Source organism: Stenotrophomonas sp. FW305-3-2-15-E-LB1, from assembly GCF_058787375.1.
Genome location: NZ_JBYSZR010000002.1, coordinates 56,138 through 81,185, shown reverse-complemented (window position 1 = coordinate 81,185; position 25,048 = coordinate 56,138). Strand labels below are relative to the sequence as shown.

Sequence of the window (25,048 nt, the reverse complement as noted above, 5' to 3'; positions counted from 1 at the left end):
AACTGACGGGCGTGCAGCGCGCTGCCGTGCTGCTGCTGTCGCTGGGTGAACTGGACGCGGCCGAAGTGCTGCGCCACATGGAACCCAAGGAAGTGCAGAAGATCGGCATCGCCATGGCGACCATGACCGACATCACCCGCGACCAGGTGGGCCGGGTGATGGACCAGTTCAACCAGGAACTGGGCTCGAAGACCTCGCTGGGCGTGGGCTCGGACGACTACATCCGCAACATGCTGATCCAGGCGCTGGGCAGCGAGAAGGCCAGCGGCCTGATCGACCGCATCCTGCTGGGCCGCAACACCACCGGCCTGGACGCGCTGAAGTGGATGGACCCGCGTGCGGTGGCCGACCTGGTGCGCAACGAGCACCCGCAGATCATCGCCATCGTGATGGCCCACCTGGAAACCGACCAGGCCGCCGATGCGCTGAAGCTGCTGCCCGACCGCACCCGCGTCGACGTGCTGCTGCGCATCGCCACCTTGGACGGCATTCCGCCGAACGCGCTGAACGAACTCAACGAGATCATGGAGCGCCAGTTTGCCGGCAACCAGAACCTGAAGTCGTCCAACATCGGCGGCGTGCAGTGCGCGGCCAACATCCTCAACTTCATGGAAAGCGGCCAGGACCAGGCGATCCTGGGCGAGATCGCGCGCATCGATGCGCCGCTCAGTGGCCGCATCCAGGACCTGATGTTCGTGTTCGACGATCTGGTGGACCTGGACGACCGCGAGATGCAGCTGGTGCTGCGCGAAGTCAGCGGCGAGCGCCTGGGCCTGGCCCTGCGCGGCGCCGACATCAAGGTGCGCGACAAGATCACCCGCAACATGTCCCAGCGTGCGGCCGAAATCCTGCTGGAAGACATGGAAGCCCGTGGCCCGGTGCGCCTGTCCGACGTGGAAGGCGCGCAGCGCGAGATCCTGGCCATCGTCAAGCGCATGGCCGATGAGGGCACCGTCACCATCGGTGGCAGCGCGGAGGCCATGCTGTGAGCAACGTCGTGCGCTGGCTTGCCCCCGACCTGCTGGCCCAGCCGCAAGCGCAGCTGGAGCAGGAGGACATCTTCGAGCTCACCGAGCCGGACCCCGAGCACGAGCCGGAACCGGTCCTGCAGCTGCCGACGCTGGAGGAAATCCAGGCGATCCAGGACAGCGCCGAGAAGGAAGGTTTCCAGCACGGCCACGCCGAGGGCTACGGCCAGGGCCAGGCCGAAGTGCGCCGCCTGGTCGCGCAGATGGAAGGCATCCTCGACAACTTCAGCCGGCCGCTGGTGCGGCTGGAAAACGAAGTAATCGGCGCCCTGGGCGAACTGGCGGTGCGCATCGCCGGTGCGCTGGTCGGCCGCGCCTACGAAGAGGACCCGGCGCTGCTGGTGCAGCTGGTGGGCGAAGCGGTGGACGCGGTGGGCGGCAGCACGCGTGAAGTGGAAGTGCGCCTGCACCCGGATGACATCGCCGCGCTTGCGCCGCTGATGACCCTGACGCCCACCCAGCGCCTGGTGCCCGATACCAGCCTGAGCCGCGGCGACCTGCGCGTGCACGCCGAAGCGGTGCGCATCGACGGCACGCTGGAAGCGCGCCTGCGCGGTGCGCTGGACGCGGTGATCCGCCAGACCGGAGCCACCCCATGACCCCCGAGACGAACCTGCCCCCGCCGCCGGCCGACTGGGCCGTGGCCCGCAACCTGCGCCTGGCCCGCCGCCTGGATGGCCTGCGCGTGGACACCGCGCATGGCCGCGGCCTGATCCGCGAGGGCGTGCTGCGCCGCGCGGTGGGCCTGACCCTGGAAGCCGTGGGCTGCGAGGCACCGCTGGGTGCCAGCTGCAAGGTGGAAGTAGTCGACGGTGGCTGGGTCGATGCCGAAGTGGTCGGTTTTGCCGGCGAGCGCACCTACCTGATGCCCAGCGCCGAACTGCACGGCCTGCTGCCCAACGCACGCGTCGTGCCCTCGGCGCGCCGTGGCGGCGTGGAAGTGGGCGAAGGCCTGCTGGGCCGCGTGATCGACAGTGACGGCGTGCCGCTGGACGGCAAGGGCCCGATCCGCGCCGAAGGCCACGTCGGCATGGCCGGCGTTTCGATCAACCCGCTCGCGCGCGAGCCGATCACCCAGCCGCTGGACGTGGGCGTGCGCGCCATCAATGCCCTGCTGCCGATCGGTCGCGGGCAGCGCGTGGGCCTGTTCGCAGGTTCCGGCGTCGGCAAGTCGACACTGCTGGGCATGATGACCCGCTACACCGCTGCCGATGTCATCGTGGTCGGCCTGATTGGTGAACGTGGCCGCGAAGTCCGCGATTTCGTCGAAACCACGCTGGGCGAGGAAGGCCTGCGCCGCGCCGTGGTGGTGGCCAGCCCGGCCGACCGGCCGCCGCTGGCACGCCTGCACGGCGCCTACCGTGCCACGGCCATCGCCGAGTGGTTCCGCGACCAGGGCCTGAACGTGCTGCTGCTGATGGATTCGCTGACCCGTTTTGCCCAGGCCCAGCGCGAGATCGGCCTGTCGGTGGGTGAGCCGCCGACCACCCGCGGCTACCCGCCCTCGGTGTTCGCCAAGCTGCCAGCGCTGGTGGAACGCGCCGGTAATGGCGCCAAGGGCCGTGGCTCGATCACCGCCTTCTACACCGTGCTGACCGAAGGCGATGACCCGCAGGATCCGATCGCCGACGCGGCGCGCGCCATCCTCGACGGCCACATCCTGCTGTCGCGGCGGGTGGCCGACAGCGGCCTGTACCCGGCCATCGACGTCGAATCGTCGGTCAGCCGCGTGGTCACGGAAATCGCCGACGAACCGTGGCGCCTGCGCATCCGCAAGCTGAAGCGCCTGGTCTCGGCCTACTCGTCCAACCGCGACCTGATCGCGATCGGTGCCTACCAGCGCGGCAACGACGCCGCCACCGACGAAGCCCTGGAACGCTGGCCGGAAATCATGGAGTTCCTCGGCCAGGACGTGGCCAAGGCCGCCGATCTTCCGCACAGCCAGGCGGCGCTGCAGCGCCTGGTGGATTAAGAGAGCCGAACCATGAAACAGTCCAAGCGCATCGATCCCCTGCTGAAGCGGGCCCAGGAACACGAAGACGCCGTGGCCCGCGACCTGGCCGAGCGCCAGCGCGTGCTCGACACCCACCTGTCGCGCCTGGACGAGCTTCGCCGCTATGCGGAGGAGTACGCGAACGCGCAGATGGCCGCGACCAGTCCCGCGCAGCTGCTGAACCGGCGCGCGTTCCTCGACCGCCTCGACAGCGCCGTGGAGCAGCAGCAGGCCACGGTGAACGGCAACCGCGAAAAGGTGGAAGCCGAACGCGCGCGCCTGATCTTGGCCAGCCGTGACAAGGCCGTGCTGGAACAGCTGGCCGCCAGCTACCGTGCCCAGGAAAAGGTGGTGACCGACCGCCGCGACCAGCGCGAGATGGATGACATCGGCGCCCGTCGTGCGCGGCTGGCGCAGACGGCGGAACCGGACGGCGGCGAGCAGGGAGGCCGCACGTGATGCCCTCCGCGCTTTCCAGCAGCACCAGCACCAGCAGCACCAGCAGCACCCCCAGCACCGGCTCCAGCAGCGCGCGCAGCACCGGCAGTGGCAAGGACTTCGGGCAGATGCTGCAGGGCTCGCCCGAAACCGCCGCGAAGGCACCGCCGGCCAACAAGACCCAGCCAGGCAAAGCGGGCGCGCCGTCCCATGGCGCGCCTGCCAACCCGGACGGCAGCGCAGACAAGCCGTCCAGCGCCGCCACCGACAGTGACACCACGCCGACTGAAGCGGCGACGGCCTCCTCGCCCCCCACGTCACCCGCTGCGGACGACAAGGACACGGCGAGCGAGGGCGACGATGCGCCGTGGCCGCCGCTCGGCCTGGCCGGCCTGGTGCTGGCGGTACCGGTGCCCACCGACGGGGTTGCCCCCACGCCCGCGGCCAGCGCCACTGGCGTTGATGCCGGCCTGCCCGCAGCCGCCTCGACGCTGCCGGCCGCCGCACCGTTGGCGGCCGGCGCGCCCGCATCCCCAGCAGTGACCGCTGCAACGGCGGACAGCGACGGCGAGATCGCGACCCAGCAACTGCCGGACATGATCCTCGGCCAGCAGGCGCTGGACGGTGCTGACGACGCCGACAGCCTGCTGATCGGCGATCGCACGCCGCCCGCCCCGCTGCAGGCCCCGCTGCCTGCCGCCCTGCAGGATCTGAAAACAGCGCTGGCCAGCACTGCAGCGTTCAACGGCGAACCAACGCCGACCCCGACCCTGGGTGACGACGGCTTCGACCAGGCCATTGGCGCGCGCCTCGGCTGGCTGGCGGACCAGAAGATCGGCCACGCCCATATCCGCCTGGACCCGGAGGACCTGGGCCCGGTGGACGTCCGCCTGCAGATGAACGGCGACAAGGTCCACGCCAGTTTCAGCAGCCCGCACGTGGACGTGCGCCAGGCCCTGGAAAGCAGCCTGCCACGCCTGCGCGAACTGCTGGGCGAACAAGGCTTCCAGCTCGCCCATGCCGACGTCGGCCACCAGAACAGTGGCGACGGCAGTCCGTCGTCGTCGCCGGGCGGCGGCACGGGCCTGGGCGGTGGCGACGGAGAACCGTCGCGGGGCGAGGCCACGATGTCGGCTGCACAGCTGATCCGCCAGCGCGGCCTGCTGGACGCCTACGCCTGACGGCAACGCCGGGCCTGGCCCGGCGTGCCGACGGAATTCCGTCGCCCCCTGCCCGTCGCGTTGCGGCACGCCCCTTGCATATCCCGGTGAAGCAACCCTCAGGAGCTTCACCTCGTGGCCGCAGCCGCTGACAAAACCAAGAAGACCGCCGACAAGGACAAGACCGCCAAGCCGCGTAGTCCGCTGTTGATCACCGCCCTGGTGGCCGTGCTGGCCGCAGGTGCCGCCGGCGGCAGCGTCTGGTTCTTCACCCAGTCCAAGCACGAAGACAAGACCGCCGAAGCCCCGAAGAAGGGCGCGACCCCGGCCCCGGCCCAGTACTTCGCGCTGGATCCGGCCTTCGTGGTCAACCTCAACGGCTCGATGGACGGCCCGCGCTACCTGCAGGTGGAAGTGCAGCTGATGACCCGCGATCCGGCCGCGCTGGAAGCGATCAAGACGCACGCCCCGGCCATCCGCGCACGCCTGCTGATGCTGTTCTCGCAGGTCACCTCCGACCAGATCGCCGATATCGCCGGCAAGCAGAAGCTGCAGGCCAATGCGCTGGCCGAAGTGCAGAAAGTGCTCAAGGCCGAGACCGGCAACAACGGTGCCGACGATCTGCTGTTCACCAGCTTCGTGACCCAGTAAGGGCTGCCCCCGATGAATGACCTGCTGTCCCAGGATGAGATCGATGCCCTGCTCCATGGCGTGGACAGTGGCGCGGTCGAAACCGAGCCGGAGGCGCCCAGTGGCGAAGCCCGTTCGTACGATTTCGCCAGCCAGGACCGCATCATCCGCGGTCGCATGCCGACCCTGGAAATGGTCCACGAGCGTTTCGCGCGCCTGTGGCGGATCGGCCTGTTCAACCTGATCCGCCGCTCGGCCGAACTCTCGGTGCGCGGCATCGAGCTGATCAAGTTCAACGACTACATGCACTCGCTGTATGTGCCGACCAACCTGAACCTGATCCGCTTCAAGCCGCTGCGTGGCACCGGCCTGATCGTGTTCGAGCCGACCCTGGTGTTCGCCATCGTCGACAACTTCTTCGGCGGTGACGGGCGCTACCCCACCCGCATCGAAGGCCGCGAATTCACCGCCACCGAAATGCGGGTGATCCAGCTGCTGCTGAAGCAGACCTTCGCCGACCTGCGCGAGGCGTGGGCGCCGGTGATGGAGGTGGATTTCGAATACATCAATTCGGAAATCAACCCGCACTTCGCCAACATCGTGACGCCGCGCGAGTACGTGGTGGTGTGCCGCCTGCACGTCGAACTCGATGGCGGTGGCGGCGACATCCACGTCACCCTGCCCTACTCGATGCTCGAGCCGATCCGCGAACTGCTCGACGCCGGCATCCAGAGCGACCGCAACGACCGCGACGCCAGCTGGGGCGTGATGCTGCGCGAGCAGCTCAACATCGCCGAAGTGACCCTGTCCAGCGTGCTGGCCAGCAAGCGCATGACCCTGCGCGACCTGACCCGGCTGAAGGTGGGCGACATCCTGCCGATCGAGCTGAACCCGCAGGTGCCGCTGTGCGTGGAGAACATCCCCGTGTTCACCGGCGAATTCGGCATCGCCAACGGCATGAACGCCGTGAAGATCACCGCTACCCATCCGCCGGGCACCCGCCCGCGCGTACCCGTCATCCAGGAAGACCCGCAATGAACGATATCGACGCCCTCGAACCGACCCCGGCCCAGTTCAGCAGCCTGCAGGCCGACGAGTCGATCGGTCCGGACCTGAACCTTGACGTGATCCTCGACGTGCCGGTGACCCTGTCGCTGGAAGTCGGCCGCGCCCGCCTGCCGATCCGCAACCTGCTGCAGCTCAACCAGGGCTCGGTGGTGGAACTGGAACGCGGTGCCGGTGAATCGCTGGATGTATTCGTCAACGGCACCCTGATCGCCCATGGCGAAGTGGTGGTGATCAACGACCGCTTCGGCGTGCGCCTGACCGACGTGGTCAGCCCGAGCGAGCGGATCCGGAGACTGCGTTGAGCCTGCTGCTCGCCACTGCCCAGGCCGCTGCGAAGACCACCCCGCAGATCGGCCAGCATGCCGCCGGCGCACCGAGCCTGTTCGGCGCGGTGCTGGCGCTGCTGGCCGTGCTGGCGCTGGTGGTCGGCCTCGGCTGGCTGCTCAAGCGCATGCCGGGCAGCGGCTTCCGCCCGCCGGAAGGCATGAAGCTGGTGGCCACACTGACCGTGGGCGCCAAGGAACGCGTGGTGGTGGTGGAGGTCAATGGCCAGCAGCTGCTGCTGGGCGTCACCGCCGGCAGCATCAACGCCCTGCACACCCTTTCCGAGCCGCTGCCGCCACCGACCCCGGTGCGCGTGCCGGACCTGAAGAACCTGCCGAATTTCGCCCAGCTGCTGCAACAGCGGCTGCGCAAGGATCCCTGACATGCGTGTCGCCCGTACCCGCCCTGCCACCGCGCTGTCGTGGCTGCTGTTGATCGCCCTGTGCCTGCTGCCTGCGCTCGCGTTTGCAGCGCCCGGCGCGCCGGTTGCACTGCCCGACGTCAACGTCGGCAAGATCGGCGGTGCGCCGGTCAGCCTGCCGTTGCAGACCCTGCTGCTGATGACGGCGATCACCCTGATCCCGTCGATGCTGCTGGTGCTGACCTCGTTCACCCGCATCATCATCGTGCTGGGCCTGCTGCGGCAGGCGCTGGGTACGGGGCAGACGCCGTCCAACCAGGTGCTGATGGGCCTGGCCCTGTTCCTGACCGCGATGATCATGATGCCCACCTGGGACAAGGCGTGGAGCACGGGCATGGCGCCCTACCTCAACGGCGAGATCGACTTCCAGACCGCCTGGACCATGACCACCCAGCCGCTGCGCGGCTTCATGCTGGCGCAGATCCGCGAGACCGACCTGATGACCTTCGCCGGCATCGCCGGGCACGGCACCTACGCCAGCCCCGACGCGATCCCGTTCCCGGTGCTGGTTGCCTCGTTCGTCACCAGTGAACTGAAGACCGCCTTCGAGATCGGCTTCCTGATCTTCATCCCGTTCGTGATCATCGACCTTGTCGTGGCCAGCGTGCTGATGTCGATGGGCATGATGATGCTGTCGCCGATGCTGGTCTCGGCCCCGTTCAAGATCCTGCTGTTCGTACTGGTCGATGGCTGGGTGCTGACCGTGGGAACGCTGGCGGCCAGCTTCAACCCGGCGTGAATCAATCCCGCGTGAATCGAACACGCGCCGCCGGGCATGGCCCGGCGCTACCGATGGAACAACGATGTCTCCCGAACTTGCCCTGACCGAACTGCGTGGCGGCCTGATCACCGTGTTGTGGGTGGCCGGCCCGCTGCTGCTCACCGTGCTGGTGGTGGGCGTGGTGGTGGGCGTGGTCCAGGCCGCCACCCAGTTGAACGAACCGACCATCGCCTTCGTCGCCAAGGCCGCCGCGCTGACGGCGGTGCTGTTTGCGCTGGGCAGCCTGCTGATCGGCCACCTGGTCGAATTCACCACGCTGCTGTTCCAGCGCATTCCACACCTGATCGGCTAGGGCCTGCGCGCTGATGGATGCCGCCACCCAGATGGCTGCCGACGGCCTGCAGGCCTTCGGCATGATCGCCACGGTGCTGTGGACGATGCTGCGCATCGGTGCCGTGGCCATGGCCATGCCCATGATCGGCACCCGCGCGGTGCCGGGACGTGTGCGCGTGATCCTGGCCGGCACCCTGTCCATCGCCCTCGCGCCGCTGCTGCCGCCGGTACCGGACTGGACCGGCTTCGACGCCGCCACGGTGCTGACCATCGCCCGCGAGCTGGCCATCGGCGTGTCCATCGGCTTCATGCTGCGATTGATCTTCGAGGCCGGTGCGCTGGCCGGCGAACTGGTCGCGCAGGGCACCGGCCTGGCCTTCGCGCAGATGAGCGACCCCCTGCGCGGCGGCACCTCGGGCGTCATCGGCCAGTGGTTCTACCTGCTGTTCGGCTTGCTGTTCTTTACCGCCAATGGCCATCTAGCGCTGATTTCGCTGGTGGTGGACAGCTATCGCGCGCTGCCCATCGGCGCGCCCCTGCCCGATCCGAACGCCTTCTTCACCATCGCCCCGACCCTGTTGCTGACCGCGCTGCGCGGCGCCCTCACCCTGGCCATCCCGCTGACGGTAGCGATGCTGGCGGTGAACCTGGCATTTGGCGTGCTCGCCCGCGCCGCGCCCGCGATGAATCCGATCCAGCTCGGCCTGCCGGTGTCGCTGCTGCTGGGCCTGTTCCTGCTGGCCCTGCTGGTGGGTGAAATGGGCCCGCCGGTGCAGCGCCTGTTCGATGCAGCCTTCGAAGCGGCGGGCGCCGTCACACAATGACCCGCATTTGTAGAGCCGAGCGTAGGCTCGGCTCTACCCGTCCCCACTGGTTCGCGGTAGAGTGAATAGGCGGCGACCGGGGGGCGCCGCATCCGGCTGTCCGTGCGGACTGCCTGCCTCATCCATGCCCCAACGTAGTTTTTCCGTCGACAGGAAGGTCCGGGAGAAAGACGAATGCTGGTAGGCACGTACAACCCGTGGCTGGTAGCGGTGTCGCTGCTGGTCGCCGTGATGGCGTCATACACCGCGCTGGCCATGGCCGGCCGCACGGTCACCGCGCCCGGCAAAGGCGCTACCTGGTGGTGGCGGCTGGGGGGTGGTTTCGCCATGGGCCTGGGCATCTGGTCCATGCATTTCATCGGCATGCTCGCCTTCGACCTGCCCATTCCGCTGGGCTACGACCTGCCGATCACCCTGCTTTCCCTGGGCATGTCCATCGCAGCCTCGGTGTTCGCGCTGTGGCTGGTGTCGCTGCGCACGCTGCCCCATCCGCGCCTGGCCGGTGGCGCGATACTGATGGGCATCGGCATCGCCGGCATGCATTACGTCGGCATAGCCGCCCTCCGCATGAACCCGGGCATCGACTACGACCCGGCCTGGCTGGCACTGTCGCTGCTGGTGGCCGTGGCTGCCTCGTGGGTGGCGCTGTACGTGGCCTTCCGCCTGCGCGCGCAGCACACCCGCAGCGTCGACCGGCTGGCGGCCGCCGGCCTGCTCGGCCTGGCCATCGTCGGCATGCACTACACCGGCATGGCCGCCGCCCGCTTCCCCGAAGGCAGCGTCTGCGGCGCGGCGGTGGGCGATGGCCTGCAGAACACCTGGCTGGCGATGCTGGTGGTGGTGCTCACCGTGGCCATCCTCGCCGTGGTGCTGGTGGTGTCCTGGATGGACCAGCGGGTGGAGGCACAACTGCTGCGCCTGCGCAATTCGATGCTGAGCACCTCGTTGACCGATGCCCAGCAGGAACTGACCCAGGCCGCACTGCATGATCCGCTGACCCGCCTGCCGAACCGGCTGCTGCTGCAGCGGGGCATCGTGCAGGCGCTGGCCGAGGCCGAACAGGGCGGCAGCCGGTTCGCGGTGATGTTCATGGACCTCGATGGCTTCAAGCAGGTCAACGATGCCTATGGCCACCAGGCCGGCGATGCGCTGCTGGTGGCCGTGGCCGAACGCACCCGCCAGCTGCTGCGGCCCAACGACCTGCTGGCCCGGCTGGGCGGTGATGAATTCGTGCTGGTGGTCCGCATCGAGCACGACGAGGACCTGCCCACTCTGGCCCGGCGCATCCTGCAGGCGGTAGGCAGCGCCCCGCTCCTGCCCGACAGCGAGCTGCAGGTGACCGCCAGCATCGGCGTGGCGATCTGTCCCGACCATGCCGCCAGCGAGCGGCAGCTGATGGCCTTTGCTGATGCGGCGATGTACCAGGCCAAGGAATCGGGCCGCAACGCCTTCGTGATGTTCGCCGACTGGATGAACGACAGCGCCGAGCAGCAGTTCCGCCTGCTGGCCGACCTGCGCCGGGCGATCAGCAGCGACCAGCTGTTCCTGCACTACCAGCCGAAGATCCAGGTGGCCACGCAGAGGGTGGCCGGCGCCGAAGCGCTGATCCGCTGGCGCCATCCGGAGCACGGCCTCATCCCGCCGGACCGCTTCATCCGCCTGGCCGAGCGCAGCGGCGCCATCAACGAGATCGGCCGCTGGGCACTGGACCAGGCCTGCGCGCAGCTGCGCCGCTGGCACGACGCCGGCCACGACGGCTGGTCTATGTCGGTCAACCTGTCGCCGGTGCAGTTCGGCTCGCCGCACCTGCTGCAGGACGTGACCGAAGTACTCGAGCGCCATCGCATCACGCCCCGCCAGCTGGTGCTGGAGATCACCGAAAGCGCGGTGATGCGCGATACCGATACCAGCCTGCGCCTGCTGCAGGCGCTGTCGGCACTGGGCGTGGGCATCTCCATCGATGATTTCGGCACCGGTTATTCAAGCCTGCTGTACCTGAAGCGGCTGCCGGCCACCGAGATCAAGATCGACCACGCCTTCGTGCGCGACCTGGAACACAGCGCCGAGGACGTGGTGATCGTGTCGGCTATCGTGGCGCTGGGCCACGCGCTGGACATGGACATCGTGGCCGAGGGCGTGGAAACCGCTGCCCAGCGTGCCTACCTGGAGCGGCTGGGCTGCGACTACCTGCAGGGCTTCCTGCTGGGCCGGCCAGTGGATGCGGCGCGCTTCATGCAGCTGCACGACCTGCCGCGGCCGCGCATCGAGCTGGCGCAGAGCCCGCCGCCCAACGGCAATGCGCCCTTGTAGAGCCGAGCCTGTGCTCGGCTGGGCCAGGCCACGCGCGAAGGGCAGCCGAGCATCGGCTCGGCTCTACAAAAGAATGCGCCCCTGTAGAGCCGAGCCTGCGCTCGGCTGGGTCAGGCCACCCGCGAAGGGCAGCCGAGCATCGGCTCGGCTCTACAGGGGACTGGTTGCCAGCGCCATCACGGAACACTTCTTGCACGCACCCCGGCAACCCCAGCCGCAGTGCCCGTGATGTCCGAGAACGAAGACGCAGGCGAAAAAACCGAACAGCCAACAGAAAAGCGCCTGCGTGAAGCCCGCGAACAGGGCAACATCCCGCGCTCGAAGGAACTGGCGACCGTGGCCGTGTTCGGTGCCGGCATCATCGCCATCATGGCCAGCGCCGCCTCGCTGGGGGCCGGCGGCCGTGCCTGGATGCGTGCCGCGCTCAGCCCCGAACCCGCCCTGTGGCAGAACCCGCAGCTGCTGTTCGGCCACTTCGGCATGCTGTTCCTGCGCCTGATGATGGCCTGCTGGCCGCTGCTGCTGGTCTGCCTGCTGGCCAGCTTCCTGGCGCCGGTGGCGATGGGCGGCCTGCGCTGGTCGAACAAGTCGCTGGTCCCCGACGCGAACCGGCTCAACCCGCTGTCCGGGCTGAAGCGCATGTGGGGTGCCGAAGCCCTGGCCGAACTCACCAAGTCACTGCTGCGCATGGGCTTCGTCGGCGCCTCGGCCATGCTGGTCTTCGCCGCCAGCTTCGACAGCCTGCGCGGCCTGCTGAACCAGCCGCTGGAATCGGCCATCGGCCACGGCCTGGGCTTCACCCTGAAGCTGCTGCTGGCCGCGGCCGGGGCCATGCTGGTGCTGGCCGCCATCGATGCCCCGTACCAGCGCTGGAACTGGATGCGCAAGCTGAAGATGACCCGTGAAGAGCTGCGTCGGGAAATGAAGGAAAGCGAAGGCAGCCCCGAGGTGAAGGGCCGCATCCGCCACATGCAGCAGCAGCTGGCCAACCGCCGGATGATGGAAGCGGTGCCCACCGCCGACGTGGTGGTGGTCAACCCCACCCACTACGCGGTGGCCCTGAAATACGAGGGCGGCAGCATGGGCGCCCCCACCGTGGTCGCCCTGGGCGTGGATGAAACCGCCCTGCGCATCCGTGAAGTGGCCGACGGCAACAAGGTCGCCATTGTCTCTGCCCCGCCTTTGGCACGCGCCTTGTATCGGGAGGGGCAACTCGGAAAGGAAATTCCCGTGAGACTGTACTCCGCCGTCGCCCAGGTGCTGTCCTACGTCTACCAGCTGCGCAGCTGGCGGACCGGCCCGATGCCGTCCGCCCCGCATGTGGATGTGGATGAATTCGGCAAGGGAGGCCGCCCGTGAGCGCACAGGCATCCAGCTTCAACACCCGCCGCGCCCTGGAGATGATCCGCCAGGGCCTTGGCGCGCCGCTGATCGTGCTGGCCCTGCTGGCCATGGTCGTGGTGCCGCTGGCCGCACCGGTGCTCGATGCACTGTTCACCTTCAACATCGCCATCTCGCTGATGGTGCTGCTGGCGGTGGTCTACGTGAAGCGCCCGCTGGACTTCACCATCTTCCCGATCGTGCTGCTGGTCACCACCATGCTGCGGCTCGCGCTGAACGTGGCCTCCACCCGCGTCATCCTGCTGCACGGCCAGAACGGCCACGAGGCGGCCGGCAAGGTCATCGCCGCCTTCGGTGAATTCGTCATCGGCGGCAACTACGCCGTGGGCATCGTGGTCTTCGCCATCCTGACCATCATCAACTTCGTGGTCATCACCAAGGGCGCCGGGCGCGTCTCGGAAGTGACCGCGCGCTTCATCCTTGACGCCATGCCCGGCAAGCAGATGGCCATCGACGCCGATCTGAACGCCGGTTTGCTGACGCGTGAAGAAGCCAAGGCCCGTCGTGAAGAGGTCCGCGAGGAAGCCGACTTCTACGGTGCGATGGACGGTGCCAGCAAGTTCATCCGCGGCGACGCCATCGCCGGCATCCTGATCCTGTTCATCAACATGCTGGGCGGCCTGGCCGTGGGCGTGCTGCAGCATGGCATGCCGTTCGGCGATGCCGCCGCCACCTACACCCTGCTGTCCATCGGTGACGGCCTGGTGGCGCAGCTGCCGGCCCTGCTGATCTCCAGCGCCGTGGCAATGCTGGTCACCCGCGCCTCGCGCTCGCAGGACATGGCCCAGGCCATGACCGGCCAGGTGTTCGGCCAGTACCGCGCACTGGCGATCACCGCCGGCATCCTCGGCCTGGTCGGCCTGGTCCCCGGCATGCCCAACGTCGCTTTCCTGACGCTGGCCGCCCTCCTCGGCTTCATCGCCTGGAAGCTGTACCGCAAGAGCCAGGCACCGGCCGCCGAAGATGCCGCCGGGTCAGGCGATGCCGCCGCGCTGGCCGCCCTGGGCCGCCAGCCCAGCCCCGCGCCCACGGCCGAACTGAGCTGGGACGAGCTGCGCCCGGTCGATCCGCTGGGCCTGGAAGTGGGCTACCGGCTGATCCCGTTGGTGGACGCCAACCAGGGCGGCGAGCTGATGGCGCGCATCAAGGGCGTGCGCCGCAAGCTGACCCAGGACGTGGGCTTCCTGATCCCCTCCGTGCATATCCGCGACAACCTGGAACTGCCGGCCAACGGCTACCGCGTGCTGGTGCATGGCGTGCCGGTGGCCACCGCCGACATCCACCCCGACCGCGAACTGGCGCTGGACCCCGGCAGTGCGCTGGGCCCGCTGGAAGGCATCGCCGGCAAGGACCCCGCGTTCGGCCTGGATGCCACCTGGATCCAGCCGCACCAGCGCGCCCAGGCCGAGACCATGGGCTACACCGTGGTCGACCCGGCCACCGTGGTCGCCACGCACCTGTCCCACCTGATCCGCGAACACGCGCCGGAACTGCTGGGCCACGAGGAAGTGCAGCACCTGCTGGCCAACCTCGGCAAGAGCGCGCCCAAGCTCGTCGAAGATCTGACGCCCAAGGCGCTGCCGCTGTCGGCGGTGGTGCGCGTGCTGCAGAACCTGCTGGTCGAGCGCATTCCGATCCGCCAGCTGCGCAAGATCGCCGAAGCCCTGGTCGAGCACGCCCCCATCAGCCAGGACCCGGCCACGCTGACCGCGGCCGTGCGTACCGCGCTGGGCCGCTTCATCGTGCAGGAGATCGCCGGAATGTCGGCGGAGCTGCCGGTGTTCACCCTCAACCCGCAATTGGAACGTGTCTTGCAGGAGTCCACGCAGGGCAACGGCGCCGCGCTGGAACCCGGACTCGCAGAGCGACTGCACCAGAGCCTGGCCGAATGTGTCAGCAAGCAGGAAGCGCGAAACGAGCCGGCAGTAGTGCTGGTACCGGGCCCGGTGCGCGCCGCGCTGGCCCGCCTGGTCCGCCACAGCGTTCCGTCGCTGTCGGTCCTGGCCTACAGCGAGGTGCCGGAAGACAAGCGCCTGAAGCTGGTCGGAACGATCAGCTGACGCCGGCCTTCCAAGCGCCAGAAAACAGACACCACTTTCAAACCGCACCACACGACAGATTCCAAGGGGAACCCGAACCGTGCAGACCACCGACCACCCGCGTTCCTCGACCGCCACTCCGCCGACTTCGTCCCGTGACCACAGCATGAAAATCAAACGATTCGTCGCCGCCGACATGCGCTCGGCCATGAACCTGGTGCGCAAGGAACATGGCCCCGACGCCGTGATCCTGTCCAACCGCCGGATCGAGGAAGGCATCGAGATCGTCGCCGCCGCCCACTACGACGAGAGTGCCGTGCAGCGTGCGCTGGAAGCCTCGCGCCGCGAGATCGCACCGCCGCCGCCGCCGAGGCCGCGCAGCGCCGCCGATGCCGTGATCGCCGCCGTGACCCGCCGCCGCAGCGCGACCCCGGCCGCCGAGCCGGTGGCCGCCACCACCTCGGCGGTGGCCGCCCTGGCCCGCGCCGCCGTCGGTGCCACCGGCCGCACCCTGGACAGCGCCGACGAGATCGTGCCGACCCGTGGCAGCACCGGTTTCGCCTCCACCCTGGCCCGCGCCAGCGTCAACGAATCGGCACTGCCGGAACAGATCTTCGCCCCGTATGCCGACGCCATCGTCGCGCCGCCGGCCAGTGCCGCAGCGGTTGCCGCCGCGCCGATCAACCGCGCCCGCTTCCTGATCGATCCGTCACTGGAAGATGACAGCGCCGCCCTGCTGCCGCCGCCGCTGCCGCTGCCGGCCCCTGCGGTCGCCGCTGCCCCGGTGGAAGCGCCGGTGGAGATGGCCCCGGCCGTTGCCACCGCTGCCATCGTGGAAGCCCCGGCCGCCGCAGCGCCCGCCAACGACGCAGCGCCGCTTGCCGAAGCCGCGCCGACGCCGGCACCGGCCCCGCAGCTGGCCCCGGCCCCGGCCCTGACCATGGTGGCCGCCGATGACGGCGAGATCCGCCAGCTTCGCCAGGAAGTGGCCGGCATGCGCCAGGTCATCGAGCGTGAGATGAACCGCTTCACCGACGAGCGCCTGCGTGGCAGCGCGGTGCGCGCCACCGCGCTGGACCTGATGGACGAGTACGGCTTCGATGCCGGCCTCGCCCGCGACGTGGCCATGCAGATCCCGCTGGAGACCGAGGCCCACCGCGGCCGCGGCCTGATGCTGGGTCTGATCTCGCGCAAGCTGCCGATCGCCCCGGTCGATCCGCTGGAAGAAGGCGGCGTGATCGCCCTGGTCGGCCCGACCGGCGCCGGCAAGACCACCACCATCGCCAAGCTGGCCTCGCGCTTCGCCGAGAAGCACGCCCCGCGCGATGTGGCCCTGGTGACCACCGACACCCTGCGCGTCGGCGCCCGCGAGCAGCTGTACGGCTACGGCCGCCAGCTCGGCATCGCGGTGCACGAAGCCAACAGCGGCACCGACCTGGACCAGCTGCTGGAGCGCCTGCAGGACTACAAGCTGGTGCTGATCGACACCGCCGGCCTGGGCCCGCGTGACCGCGCCCTTGCCGCCCAGCTGCAGTGGCTGCGGGCCGCCCGCCAGGTGCGCACCCTGCTGGTGCTGCCGGCCAATACCAGCTTCGGCGACATGGACGAGGTCGTCCGCCGCTTCGGCGCGGCCAACCTGCAGGGCCTGGTGCTGAGCAAGCTGGACGAGACCGGCCGCTTCGGCAACGCCCTGTCGGTGGCCGTCGACCATGCCCTGCCGATCACCTGGGTGACCGATGGCCAGGACGTCCCGGAGGACCTGCACCGGGCCAGTGCAGCCAATCTCGTACTTCGCCTTGAAGATTTGCGCCGAGCGGCCGATATGCCCTGCAACCCGGAGTTGAACCATGCCGTCGCGTGAGTACGCCAAGCTGACCAATACCTTCCCGCTGTCGGCCACCCGCAGCGAGCCGCTCGGCCCTGTCCGCACCATCGCGGTGACCGGCGGCAAGGGCGGCGTGGGCAAGACCAACGTGTCGGCCAACCTGGCCGTGGCGCTGGCCGGCATGGGCAAACGCACCCTGCTGCTGGACGCCGACCTCGGCCTGGCCAACATCGACGTCATCCTCGGCCTGAACCCCAGGTTCACCCTGGCCGACCTGGTGGCCGGCCGCTGCAGCCTGGAAGACGTGATCATCGAGGGCCCCAACGGCGTGCTGGTGGTCCCGGCCGCGTCGGGCCGCCGGCACATGGCCGAACTGGCCCCGGCCGAGCATGTCGGCCTGGTCAACGTGTTCTCCGAGCTGGAACGCGAGCTGGACATCATGGTGGTGGACACCGCCGCCGGCATCAACGACGGCGTGCTGACCTTCTGCCAGGCCGCGCAGGACACCGTGGTGGTGGTCTGCGATGAGCCGGCCTCGATCACCGACGCCTACGCGCTCATCAAGGTGCTGTCGCGCGAACGTGGCGTGGACCGCATCCAGGTCGTAGCCAACATGGTGCGCGATCCCAACGAAGGCCGCGTGCTGTACGAAAAGCTGACCCGCGTCTGCGAGAAGTTCCTCGCCGATGTCTCGCTGAACTACCTCGGCTGCGTGCCGCAGGATGACTGGCTGCGCCTGTCGGTGCAGCGCCAGCAGCCGGTGGTCAAGGCCTACCCGTCCAGCCCGGCCGCGCTGGCGATCACCGAGATCGCCCGCCGTACCGCGCGCTGGCAGGCGCCGACCGAACCGCGTGGTGGCGTCGAATTCTTCCTCGAACGCATCCTCAAGCAGCGTGGGGTGACCGTATGAAAGGTGCAGCCCAGTACAAGGAAGTCCAGCGCTCGAGCGCGACCGACGTCATCGCCCAGCACTCGGACCTGGTGCGGCGCATCGCCCACCACCTGGCGGCGCGCCTGCCGGCCAGCGTCGAGGTGGACGACCTGATCCAGGCCGGCATGATGGGCCTGATCGAAGCCTCGCGAAGCTACGACGCCGACCAGGGCGCCTCGTTCGAGACCTACGCCTCGATCCGCATCCGTGGCTCGATGATCGACGAGATCCGCCGTGGCGACTGGGTGCCGCGTTCGGTGCACCGCCGTGCCCGCGACGCGGCCGCCACCATCCGCCGGCTGGAACAGAGCAGCGGCCGTGCCGCCAGCGCCACCGAAGTGGCCGCGGCGATGGACATGCCCCTGCCCGAGTACCTGCGCCTGATGGAAGACGCCTCGCGCGGCCAGGTGTTGAGCCTGGAGTCGCGCATCGAGGACCAGGGCGAGCTGGATACGGTCGCCCAGGGTGGCCCGACCCCGCAGCAGGTGCTGGAGCGTGGCGAGTTCGGCCGCGAGCTGGGCAAGGCCATCGGCCACCTGCCCGAGCGCGAACAGCTGGTGCTCTCGCTGTACTACGAGCAGGAGCTGAACCTGAAGGAGATCGGCGCGGTGCTCGGCGTGAGCGAATCGCGGGTCTGCCAGATCCACGGCCAGGCCGTGCTGCGCCTGCGCGGCCGGCTCAAGGTGTTCGAGGCGGTCGACGCCGGCCTCGAACAATGAACATGCGCGAGGCGGCTGCCCCCGGCCGCCCGCAGTGAACAACAAAGGAACTCTGCTTTGAACAAGAACATGCGCATCCTGATCGTCGACGACTTCTCGACCATGCGTCGCATCGTCAAGAACCTGCTGGGCGATCTGGGCTTCACCAACACCGCCGAAGCCGAGGACGGGCATGCCGCGCTGTCGATGCTGCAGAGCCAGCCGTTCGATTTCGTGGTCACCGACTGGAACATGCCGGTGATGACCGGCATCGAGCTGCTGAAGGCGATCCGTGCCGATGCCAAGCTGAAGACCCTGCCGGTGCTGATGGTCACCGCCGAAGCAAAGCGCGAGCAGATCATTGAAGCGGCCCAGAGCGGCGTCAACGGCTACATCATCAAGCCGTTCACCGCGCAGACCCTGGAAGAAAAGCTGGGCAAGATCTTCGAACGCCTGGCGGCGAGCGCCTGATGGACGCACAGGTCGACAGAAGCGCCCTTGCCCTGCGCCTGCAGGAAGCCCTGGATGCATTGGAATCCGGTGACGAGGCCGCCTGGCGCCAGCGCATCGACAGCCTGGTGGCCGCGCGCACCCAGCCGATGATGAGCGGCCTTTCGCGGCTGGCCCGCGAACTCGGCCAGGCCCTGGGCGAGCTGCCGACCGTGCCCGACGAGGCCGGCGAGCTGGACGATGCCTGCGCACGCCTGGACCACGTGGTGGCGATGACCGAACAGGCCACCCACCGCACCCTGGACCTGGCCGAAGAGTGCCGCGCCCTGACCGAACAGCTGCGTGCCGATGGCCTGCAGCCGGGCCAGGACGCGCAGCTGGAGCGCATCCGCCACAACCTGACCGAGATCGCCCTGACCCAGAGCTACCAGGACCTGACCGGTCAGATCATCCGTCGCGTGGTGGGCATCGTCCGCCGCGTGCACGAAGGCTTTGGCGCGCTCGGCCTGCCGCCGGAACAGCATCGCACCGACCCGGAACTGGCCGGGCCGGCACTGAAGGGACTGGACCGCCACGCGGTCTCGCAGAACGACGCCGACGACCTGTTGTCGGACCTGGGGCTGTAAGCATGAGCGCTGTTGCCGACGACATCACTGCCGATTTCATCATCGAGGCGCAGGAAATCCTGGATCGCCTGGGCGAACAGCTGGTGTCGCTGGAACAGGCACCGAAGGACAACGACCAGCTCAACGCGGTCTTCCGCGGCTACCACACGCTGAAGGGCGGCGCCGGCTTCCTCGGCATCACCGCCATGGTCGAGCTGTGCCATGCCGCCGAAGAAGCGCTGGGCGCGGCGCGTGCCGGCCAGGCCGTGCTGCAGGCCCATCATTTCGATGCCGCCCAGCAGTCGCTGGATTACCTGCAGTCGATGCTCGATGCGGTGTCCGCCGGCACTGAACCCGGGTACGCCCCGCCGGAACTGATCGCCCAGTTCGACGTGCATGGCGGAGCGGGCCCCGCATCGAGCGCCGCCGCAGCCGCCACCCCGGCCGCTGCCGGCAGCGACCTGATCACCGACGATGAGTTCGAGGCCCTGCTCGACCAGCTGCATGGCGGCAGCGCACCGACTGCCGTCGCGCCGCCGAAGAAGGCCGATGATGGCCTGATCAGCGAAGACGAGTTCGAAGCCCTGCTCGACCAGCTGCATGGTGGCGCCGTCCCGGGCGCCAAGCCCGTGGCCGCCGCACCGGTGGCCGCCGCACCGGCCCCGGCACCCGCCCCGCGCGCGGCCGCCAAGCCGGCCGCGAACAAGCCGGTGGCCGAAGCCGAACACACCGTGCGCGTGGACACCAAGCGCCTGGATGCGATCGTCAACCTGATCGGCGAACTGGTGCTGTCACGGAACCGGCTGAAGACCCTGCGCACCCGCCTGCGCGACGAAGAGCTGGATCGCGCGGTGTCGACGCTGGACATCGCCACCGCCCGCCTGCAGTCGGCGGTCATGCGCACCCGCATGCAGCCGGTCGGCAAGGTGTTCTCGCGCTTCCCGAAGGTGGCCCGCGACGTCGCCCGCTCGCTGCAGAAGGAAGTGGACCTGGAGTTGATCGGCGCCGAGACCGAGCTGGACCGCAACCTGGTCGAAGCGCTGGCCGATCCGCTGGTGCACCTGGTGCGCAACGCCATCGACCACGGCGTGGAAATGCCGGACCTGCGCGAAGCGCAGGGCAAGCCGCGGATGGGCCACGTGCGCCTGTCGGCGCAGCAGGAAGGCGACTACGTCAGCATCGAAGTGCAGGACGACGGCGCCGGCATCGACCCGGAAAAGCTGCGCGCCAAGGCCCGCGAGAAGGGCCTGATCGACCCGGAAGCCGCCGCCCGCCTCAGCAGCGAGGAGTGCCTGCACCTGGTGTTCCTGCCCGGCTTCTCGACCAAGCAGCAGGTCACCGATATTTCCGGCCGCGGCGTGGGCATGGACGTGGTGCAGTCGCGCATCCGCGAGCTGAGTGGCCAGATCCAGATCCAGTCGGAACTGGGCCGTGGCAGCCGCTTCCTGATCCGCGTGCCGCTCACCCTGGCCATCCTGCCGACGCTGCTGGTGCAGGCCGGCGAAGACGTCTATGCGCTGCCGCTGGCGCGCGTGATGGAGGTGCTGCACGCCCCGCGCACCTCGCTGGGCTGGTTCGATGGCCGCGCCGTGCTGGACCGCCGCTCGCACACCCTGCCGCTGGTCGATCTGCGCCAGTGGCTGGATGTGACGCCTGCAGCGTCCCCCCTGCTGACCATCGTGGTGCTGCAGGCCGGTGAAGCGCGCTTCGGCCTGGTCGTGGACCAGGTGCGCGGCCGCGAGGAAGTGGTCATCAAGCCGCTGCCCAAGGCGCTGCGTGGCCTGCGCGGCTACGCCGGTGCAACCTTGATCGGCGACGGTCGCATGGCCCTGATCCTGGACGTGGACGGCCTGCGCTGAACCCCCGCCGGGCATGGCCTGGCGCTACCCGAGATGGCCCTGCGCGGTAGCGCCGGGCCATGCCCGGCGACCCAAAAACTGTGACTACCGTCTGTACACGATCTACCGGTGTCTCAAGTCCCATTCACACAAGCCGATACCGGACCCATGGATAGACTCAGCCTCATTGGACTCTTTCTCGCCCTGGCCTCGCTGGTCGGCGGCAGCATCCTGAAGGGCGCCGGCCTGGCTTCGCTGTGGTCGCCTGCCGCCTTCGTGATCGTCATCGTCGGCACCGTGGCATCGATCCTGCTGCACACCGCCCCGGCGGTGTTCAAGCACGCCTTCAAGATCGTGCGCTGGGTCGTGCGCCCGCCGCACAGCGACCGCCACGAACTGATCAAGCAGATCGTCGAGTGGAGCAACATCGCCCGCCGCCAGGGCCTGCTGGGCCTGGAATCGCAGGTGGAAGCGCAGCGCGACCCGTTCCTGCGCAAGGGCCTGCAGCTGCTGGTCGATGGCGTGGAGCCCGAATCGATCCGGCACATGCTGGAAATCGAACTGAGCAGCCAGGAACACCAGGACCAGGCCGGCGCCAAGGTCTTCGAGGCCATGGGCATCTACGCCCCCACCCTGGGCATCATCGGTGCCGTGCTGGGCCTGATCGCGGTGATGAAGAACCTGGCCGACCCCAGCAAGCTGGGCCACGGCATCGCCGCCGCGTTCACCGCCACCATCTACGGTATCGCCTCGGCCAACCTGCTGTTCCTGCCCATCGCCGCCAAGCTGAAGGGCGTGATCGCGCACAACACCCGCGACCGCGAAATGGTCATCGAAGGTCTGATCTCGATCGCCCAGGGCGAAAACCCGCGCAACATCGAAACCAACCTCACCGGCTTCCTGCACTGACATGGCCCGCCGCAAGCACCACGAAGAGCACGCCAACCACGAGGCATGGGCCATTCCCTATGCCGACCTGATGACGTTGCTGCTCGCCTTCTTCGTGGTCATGTATGCCATTTCCTCGGTCAACGAGGGCAAGTACCGGATCATGGCCGACGCCCTGACCGATGCTTTCGGTGGCGCACCGCGCACCATCAATCCGGTGCAGGTGGGCAACAAGCAGGTGCAGGGCGGCGGCTGGGACAGCCCCTCGGTCATCAAGTCGGGCACCCGGATCGGCCCGTCCGCACCGGCGCCCACCCACGACCCCACCCTGCTGCCGGCGATGGCCTCGCAGATGCGCATGCCGGTGTCGGTGCACAACCAGGACCAGATCGCCCGCGCCGAGCGCCAGCTCAGCAGCATCGCCGACCGCCTGACCGCCGCGCTGTCGCCGCTGATCGACCGCGGCATGATCAGCGTGCGCCGCACCGAGCTGTGGATCGAAGTGGAGATCAACAGCGACATCCTGTTCCCGACCGGATCGGCCGCGCTGGACGTGCATGCGCGGCAGACCCTGGCCAGCCTGGCCGACGTGCTGCGCGACGTCCCCAACAGCGTGCGCGTGGAAGGCCACACCGACAACGTACCGATCGCCACCGCCACCTTCCCCTCCAACTGGGAACTGTCAGCCGGCCGCGCCGCCAGCGTGGTGCATCTGTTCGCCGACCAGGGCGTGCAGCCCTCGCGGCTGGCCATGGTCGGCTACGGCCAGTTCCGCCCGCGCGAAGAGAATGACAGCGCGCAGGGCCGCAACCGCAACCGGCGGGTGATGGTCATCATCCTGGCCGACACCAGCCATGCGGTCGACCCGCTGGGCGAACGCCTGAACGCCGCCGCCGGTGGCAGCGCGGCCACCGACACGGCCGCCGCTGCACCGCGCAGCACCCCCGTTTCCCCCAACGCACCGGTGCAGTTGCCGCCGGTGCCGGCTGGCAGCCGCGTCGGCGCCGCCGTTCCCCCGGCAATGAAGGAGTAACCCGATGCGCATCTGGGCAGTCGCCAACCAGAAGGGTGGAGTCGGCAAGACCACCACCACCCTCGCCCTCGGTCGCGGCCTGGCCGCACAGGGCCACCGCGTGCTGTTGATCGACCTGGATCCGCACGCCTCGCTTACCCGCGCCTTCGGCGTGCCGGTGGAACCGGCGCCAGTCGGCGTGCTGGAACTGTTCGGCGCACCGCCGGCCGAGCTGTCCGCACTGAGCCACCCCAGCAGCATCGGCGGCCTGGACTACGTGTGCGCGCAGGCTTCGCTGGCCACGCTGGAACGGCGCAGCGCCAACCAGCCCGGCCTGGGCCTGGCCCTGCAGAACGCACTTGCCCGCCACCAGGGCCAGCATGACTACATCCTGCTGGACTGCGCGCCCACCCTGGGCCTGCTGATGATCAACGCACTGGCTGCGGCCGACCGCCTGATCATTCCCACCCAGGCCGAGCCGCTGGCCCTGCACGGACTGGACGGCATGGTCCGCACTGGCGAGATGGTCGAGCGCTCGCGCCGCCGTCCGCTGCCGATCTCGATCCTGCCGACCCTGTTCGACCGCCGCACCCGCGCCGGCAACGAATCGCTGCGCACCATGCAGGACCGCCACGGCGCCCGCGTGTGGGAAGACGCGATCCCGATCGACACCCGCATCAGCAACGCCGCCGGCCTGACCCTGCCCAGCGTGGGCGAGGACTACCCGGGCCGCGGCCTGGCCGCCTATCGCCGCGCTCTGAACTGGATCCTCGGCGAAGACGCGCGTGCACTGGAGCAGGCGGCATGAACACCCCCGGCGTGCTGGACGACTACCTGGACGAGCTGCTGGGCGAAGCCATCGCCCTGGCCGCACCGCCACCCCCGGTCGCCGCCGCGCCCGAGCGCGAGCCGACGTGGGACGACCTGCCGGCCGAAGTCGTTTACGAAACCGGCGACACCACCGTTGCCGCATCCGTGGATGACGCCTCGCTCGAAGCCGCATTCGAAGCAGCGGCCGTCGCCGTTGCCGCACCCGAGCGCGAACCCACCTGGGACGACCTGCCGGCCGAGGTGATCTACGAAACCGGCAACACCGATGCTGCCGCATCCGTGGACGACGCCTCGCTCGAAGCCGCATTCGAAGCAGCGGCCGTCGCCGTCGCCGTTGCCGCACCCGAACGCGAACCCACCTGGGACGACCTGCCCGCTGAGGTGATCTACGAAACGGGCGATGCCACCGGTAGCGCCGGGCCAGGCCCGGCGAGCGCAGCGGCACCCGACCCCGCCACCGACCCGGCAGCCCCCAAGCCCACCTGGGACGACCTGCCCGACGAAGTCATCTACGAAACCGACGGCGCCGACAGCCATCGCCTCGCGCACACCGACAGCCCTGCCCTGCAGGCCGCCTTCGAAGCGGCGGCCGTAGGCGAGGCGGTACCGGCACCGGCCGTGGCCGCACCGATCACGCCGGTAGCGCCGCGCCCTGCGCCCGCCCCGGCCGCACGGGCGGCGGTCGCACCGCCCCCGCGCATCGCCCTCGACGCGCCGCCCGGCAGCCGCCCCGGCAGCTGGCAGGAACTGCAGGCGCAGGCCCACCAGCCGCCGCACGGCGCGAACCCGCACAACCGCCGCGCCGCCGAGCGCACCTCGCGCTGGCTGCGGCTGCGCTGTGGCACCCAGGCCTATGCGCTGGAACTGCTGAAGGTGCAGGAAGTGGTCCTGCCCGTGCCGCTGCTGCCGCTGCGCGGCACCGCCCCGGCCATGCTCGGCATCATGAACCTGCGTGGCCAGGTGGTGCCGGTGATGGACCTGGGCATCCACCTGGGCGCGGTCACCGCCGAAGACGACGCGCAGACGCGCATCGTGGTGCTGGAAGAGAACGGCGAGACCCTGGGCCTGCGTGTATCGGCGGTCGAAGACGTGGCCAACCTCACCGATTCGCAGATCGAGCCTCCCGACACCGCGCGCATCTGCCAGATCTCCAATGAGCTGTTCCGCGGCGTGGCCCGCATCAGCCAGCGGCCGATGATCCTGCTCGACGCGACCCGGTTGTTGGGGTAATCGCCATCCACGCATGGCGTGGATCTACTAATCGATTCAACCCTAAAGAA

The 25,048-nt window shown here is 69.1% G+C and carries 25 protein-coding genes; all 25 read left to right on the top strand.

The genetic code is table 11. The features are described from left to right. Nucleotides 1–2 precede the first annotated feature (2 nt). Nucleotides 3–989 carry a flagellar motor switch protein FliG gene (gene fliG, locus AC3WL7_RS02065; RefSeq protein ID WP_079225218.1) on the top strand — a complete coding sequence of 329 codons (987 nt, stop codon included), beginning with the start codon at nt 3–5 and terminating at the stop codon, nt 987–989. After that, nucleotides 986–1,627 (top strand): FliH/SctL family protein, encoded by a 642-nt coding sequence (locus AC3WL7_RS02060; RefSeq protein WP_492749142.1) that lies wholly within the window; start codon nt 986–988, stop codon nt 1,625–1,627. Before fliG ends, AC3WL7_RS02060 begins: the two co-directional genes overlap by 4 nt. Then, nucleotides 1,624–3,000 carry a FliI/YscN family ATPase gene (locus tag AC3WL7_RS02055; RefSeq protein ID WP_079221820.1) on the top strand — a complete coding sequence of 459 codons (1,377 nt, stop codon included), beginning with the start codon at nt 1,624–1,626 and terminating at the stop codon, nt 2,998–3,000. Before AC3WL7_RS02060 ends, AC3WL7_RS02055 begins: the two co-directional genes overlap by 4 nt. A 12-nt stretch (nt 3,001–3,012) precedes the next feature. Next, nucleotides 3,013–3,480: a flagellar export protein FliJ gene (gene fliJ, locus AC3WL7_RS02050; RefSeq protein WP_079221819.1), complete on the top strand. Its 468-nt coding sequence runs from the start codon at nt 3,013–3,015 to the stop codon at nt 3,478–3,480. Then, nucleotides 3,480–4,640, top strand: a complete 1,161-nt coding sequence (locus AC3WL7_RS02045; protein WP_492749141.1) for a flagellar hook-length control protein FliK — start codon at nt 3,480–3,482, stop codon at nt 4,638–4,640. The genes fliJ and AC3WL7_RS02045 overlap by 1 nt, the downstream gene beginning before the upstream one ends. A 114-nt stretch (nt 4,641–4,754) precedes the next feature. Beyond that, complete coding sequence (locus AC3WL7_RS02040; RefSeq protein WP_108746645.1) at nt 4,755–5,270, top strand: flagellar basal body-associated FliL family protein; 516 nt, start codon at nt 4,755–4,757, stop codon at nt 5,268–5,270. Nucleotides 5,271–5,282: 12 nt separating this feature from the next. Continuing rightward, nucleotides 5,283–6,287, top strand: a complete 1,005-nt coding sequence (fliM, locus tag AC3WL7_RS02035; protein WP_079221816.1) for a flagellar motor switch protein FliM — start codon at nt 5,283–5,285, stop codon at nt 6,285–6,287. Next, the gene (fliN, locus tag AC3WL7_RS02030) at nt 6,284–6,619 is read left to right on the top strand and encodes a flagellar motor switch protein FliN (RefSeq protein WP_079221815.1); all 336 of its coding nucleotides are present in this window, start codon (nt 6,284–6,286) and stop codon (nt 6,617–6,619) included. The genes fliM and fliN overlap by 4 nt, the downstream gene beginning before the upstream one ends. Then, entirely contained in the window at nt 6,616–7,023 is a 408-nt protein-coding gene (fliO, locus tag AC3WL7_RS02025; RefSeq protein WP_079221814.1) for a flagellar biosynthetic protein FliO, read from the top strand. The genes fliN and fliO overlap by 4 nt, the downstream gene beginning before the upstream one ends. A gap of 1 nt (nt 7,024) precedes the next feature. Next, nucleotides 7,025–7,801 carry a flagellar type III secretion system pore protein FliP gene (gene fliP / locus AC3WL7_RS02020; protein ID WP_079221813.1) on the top strand — a complete coding sequence of 259 codons (777 nt, stop codon included), beginning with the start codon at nt 7,025–7,027 and terminating at the stop codon, nt 7,799–7,801. Nucleotides 7,802–7,865: 64 nt separating this feature from the next. Then, nucleotides 7,866–8,135 carry a flagellar biosynthetic protein FliQ gene (locus AC3WL7_RS02015; protein WP_005413254.1) on the top strand — a complete coding sequence of 90 codons (270 nt, stop codon included), beginning with the start codon at nt 7,866–7,868 and terminating at the stop codon, nt 8,133–8,135. A 13-nt stretch (nt 8,136–8,148) separates the two neighbouring features. After that, a complete protein-coding gene (gene fliR, locus AC3WL7_RS02010) occupies nt 8,149–8,940 on the top strand; it encodes a flagellar biosynthetic protein FliR (RefSeq protein ID WP_079221812.1) in 792 nt (263 codons plus the stop codon). 174 nt (nt 8,941–9,114) lie between these two features. Beyond that, nucleotides 9,115–11,250: a putative bifunctional diguanylate cyclase/phosphodiesterase gene (locus tag AC3WL7_RS02005; RefSeq protein ID WP_492749140.1), complete on the top strand. Its 2,136-nt coding sequence runs from the start codon at nt 9,115–9,117 to the stop codon at nt 11,248–11,250. A gap of 228 nt (nt 11,251–11,478) precedes the next feature. Further along, nucleotides 11,479–12,609, top strand: a complete 1,131-nt coding sequence (gene flhB, locus AC3WL7_RS02000) for a flagellar biosynthesis protein FlhB (protein ID WP_079221810.1) — start codon at nt 11,479–11,481, stop codon at nt 12,607–12,609. Between the two features lie 41 nt (nt 12,610–12,650). Next, on the top strand, nt 12,651–14,711 hold the full coding sequence (gene flhA, locus AC3WL7_RS01995) for a flagellar biosynthesis protein FlhA (protein WP_492749311.1): 2,061 nt from the start codon (nt 12,651–12,653) through the stop codon (nt 14,709–14,711). A 145-nt stretch (nt 14,712–14,856) separates the two neighbouring features. Further along, nucleotides 14,857–16,551: a flagellar biosynthesis GTPase FlhF gene (gene flhF / locus AC3WL7_RS01990; RefSeq protein ID WP_492749139.1), complete on the top strand. Its 1,695-nt coding sequence runs from the start codon at nt 14,857–14,859 to the stop codon at nt 16,549–16,551. Then, nucleotides 16,538–17,425, top strand: coding sequence for a MinD/ParA family ATP-binding protein (locus AC3WL7_RS01985; protein ID WP_492749138.1), 888 nt, complete (start codon nt 16,538–16,540; stop codon nt 17,423–17,425). The genes flhF and AC3WL7_RS01985 overlap by 14 nt, the downstream gene beginning before the upstream one ends. Then, on the top strand, nt 17,422–18,165 hold the full coding sequence (locus AC3WL7_RS01980; RefSeq protein WP_079221806.1) for an RNA polymerase sigma factor FliA: 744 nt from the start codon (nt 17,422–17,424) through the stop codon (nt 18,163–18,165). The genes AC3WL7_RS01985 and AC3WL7_RS01980 overlap by 4 nt, the downstream gene beginning before the upstream one ends. 57 nt (nt 18,166–18,222) lie before the next feature. Continuing rightward, nucleotides 18,223–18,615 (top strand): chemotaxis response regulator CheY, encoded by a 393-nt coding sequence (gene cheY / locus AC3WL7_RS01975; protein ID WP_053520063.1) that lies wholly within the window; start codon nt 18,223–18,225, stop codon nt 18,613–18,615. Then, nucleotides 18,615–19,220: a protein phosphatase CheZ gene (locus tag AC3WL7_RS01970; protein ID WP_079221805.1), complete on the top strand. Its 606-nt coding sequence runs from the start codon at nt 18,615–18,617 to the stop codon at nt 19,218–19,220. The genes cheY and AC3WL7_RS01970 overlap by 1 nt, the downstream gene beginning before the upstream one ends. Nucleotides 19,221–19,222: 2 nt before the next feature. Then, nucleotides 19,223–21,058 carry a chemotaxis protein CheA gene (locus AC3WL7_RS01965; protein WP_492749137.1) on the top strand — a complete coding sequence of 612 codons (1,836 nt, stop codon included), beginning with the start codon at nt 19,223–19,225 and terminating at the stop codon, nt 21,056–21,058. 147 nt (nt 21,059–21,205) lie between these two features. Next, the gene (locus AC3WL7_RS01960) at nt 21,206–21,946 is read left to right on the top strand and encodes a flagellar motor protein (protein WP_079221803.1); all 741 of its coding nucleotides are present in this window, start codon (nt 21,206–21,208) and stop codon (nt 21,944–21,946) included. Nucleotide 21,947: 1 nt separating this feature from the next. Continuing rightward, complete coding sequence (gene motD, locus AC3WL7_RS01955) at nt 21,948–22,958, top strand: flagellar motor protein MotD (protein ID WP_312739940.1); 1,011 nt, start codon at nt 21,948–21,950, stop codon at nt 22,956–22,958. A 4-nt stretch (nt 22,959–22,962) separates the two neighbouring features. Then, a complete protein-coding gene (locus AC3WL7_RS01950; RefSeq protein WP_492749136.1) occupies nt 22,963–23,745 on the top strand; it encodes a ParA family protein in 783 nt (260 codons plus the stop codon). After that, nucleotides 23,742–24,998: a chemotaxis protein CheW gene (locus AC3WL7_RS01945; protein WP_492749135.1), complete on the top strand. Its 1,257-nt coding sequence runs from the start codon at nt 23,742–23,744 to the stop codon at nt 24,996–24,998. Before AC3WL7_RS01950 ends, AC3WL7_RS01945 begins: the two co-directional genes overlap by 4 nt. Nucleotides 24,999–25,048 lie beyond the last annotated feature (50 nt).

What these genes read in the sequence shown, in the direction of transcription:
- AC3WL7_RS02055 (WP_079221820.1), top strand. Translation starts at nt 1,624, where the DNA reads ATGACCCCCGAGACGAACCTGCCCCCGCCGCCGGCCGACTGGGCCGTG.
- fliJ (WP_079221819.1), top strand. Translation starts at nt 3,013, where the DNA reads ATGAAACAGTCCAAGCGCATCGATCCCCTGCTGAAGCGGGCCCAGGAA.
- AC3WL7_RS02045 (WP_492749141.1), top strand. Translation starts at nt 3,480, where the DNA reads ATGCCCTCCGCGCTTTCCAGCAGCACCAGCACCAGCAGCACCAGCAGC.
- fliM (WP_079221816.1), top strand. Translation starts at nt 5,283, where the DNA reads ATGAATGACCTGCTGTCCCAGGATGAGATCGATGCCCTGCTCCATGGC.
- fliN (WP_079221815.1), top strand. Translation starts at nt 6,284, where the DNA reads ATGAACGATATCGACGCCCTCGAACCGACCCCGGCCCAGTTCAGCAGC.
- fliP (WP_079221813.1), top strand. Translation starts at nt 7,025, where the DNA reads ATGCGTGTCGCCCGTACCCGCCCTGCCACCGCGCTGTCGTGGCTGCTG.
- AC3WL7_RS02015 (WP_005413254.1), top strand. Translation starts at nt 7,866, where the DNA reads ATGTCTCCCGAACTTGCCCTGACCGAACTGCGTGGCGGCCTGATCACC.
- fliR (WP_079221812.1), top strand. Translation starts at nt 8,149, where the DNA reads ATGGATGCCGCCACCCAGATGGCTGCCGACGGCCTGCAGGCCTTCGGC.
- AC3WL7_RS02005 (WP_492749140.1), top strand. Translation starts at nt 9,115, where the DNA reads ATGCTGGTAGGCACGTACAACCCGTGGCTGGTAGCGGTGTCGCTGCTG.
- flhB (WP_079221810.1), top strand. Translation starts at nt 11,479, where the DNA reads ATGTCCGAGAACGAAGACGCAGGCGAAAAAACCGAACAGCCAACAGAA.
- flhA (WP_492749311.1), top strand. Translation starts at nt 12,651, where the DNA reads ATGATCCGCCAGGGCCTTGGCGCGCCGCTGATCGTGCTGGCCCTGCTG.
- flhF (WP_492749139.1), top strand. Translation starts at nt 14,857, where the DNA reads ATGAAAATCAAACGATTCGTCGCCGCCGACATGCGCTCGGCCATGAAC.
- AC3WL7_RS01985 (WP_492749138.1), top strand. Translation starts at nt 16,538, where the DNA reads ATGCCGTCGCGTGAGTACGCCAAGCTGACCAATACCTTCCCGCTGTCG.
- AC3WL7_RS01980 (WP_079221806.1), top strand. Translation starts at nt 17,422, where the DNA reads ATGAAAGGTGCAGCCCAGTACAAGGAAGTCCAGCGCTCGAGCGCGACC.
- AC3WL7_RS01970 (WP_079221805.1), top strand. Translation starts at nt 18,615, where the DNA reads ATGGACGCACAGGTCGACAGAAGCGCCCTTGCCCTGCGCCTGCAGGAA.
- AC3WL7_RS01965 (WP_492749137.1), top strand. Translation starts at nt 19,223, where the DNA reads ATGAGCGCTGTTGCCGACGACATCACTGCCGATTTCATCATCGAGGCG.
- AC3WL7_RS01960 (WP_079221803.1), top strand. Translation starts at nt 21,206, where the DNA reads ATGGATAGACTCAGCCTCATTGGACTCTTTCTCGCCCTGGCCTCGCTG.
- motD (WP_312739940.1), top strand. Translation starts at nt 21,948, where the DNA reads ATGGCCCGCCGCAAGCACCACGAAGAGCACGCCAACCACGAGGCATGG.
- AC3WL7_RS01950 (WP_492749136.1), top strand. Translation starts at nt 22,963, where the DNA reads ATGCGCATCTGGGCAGTCGCCAACCAGAAGGGTGGAGTCGGCAAGACC.
- AC3WL7_RS01945 (WP_492749135.1), top strand. Translation starts at nt 23,742, where the DNA reads ATGAACACCCCCGGCGTGCTGGACGACTACCTGGACGAGCTGCTGGGC.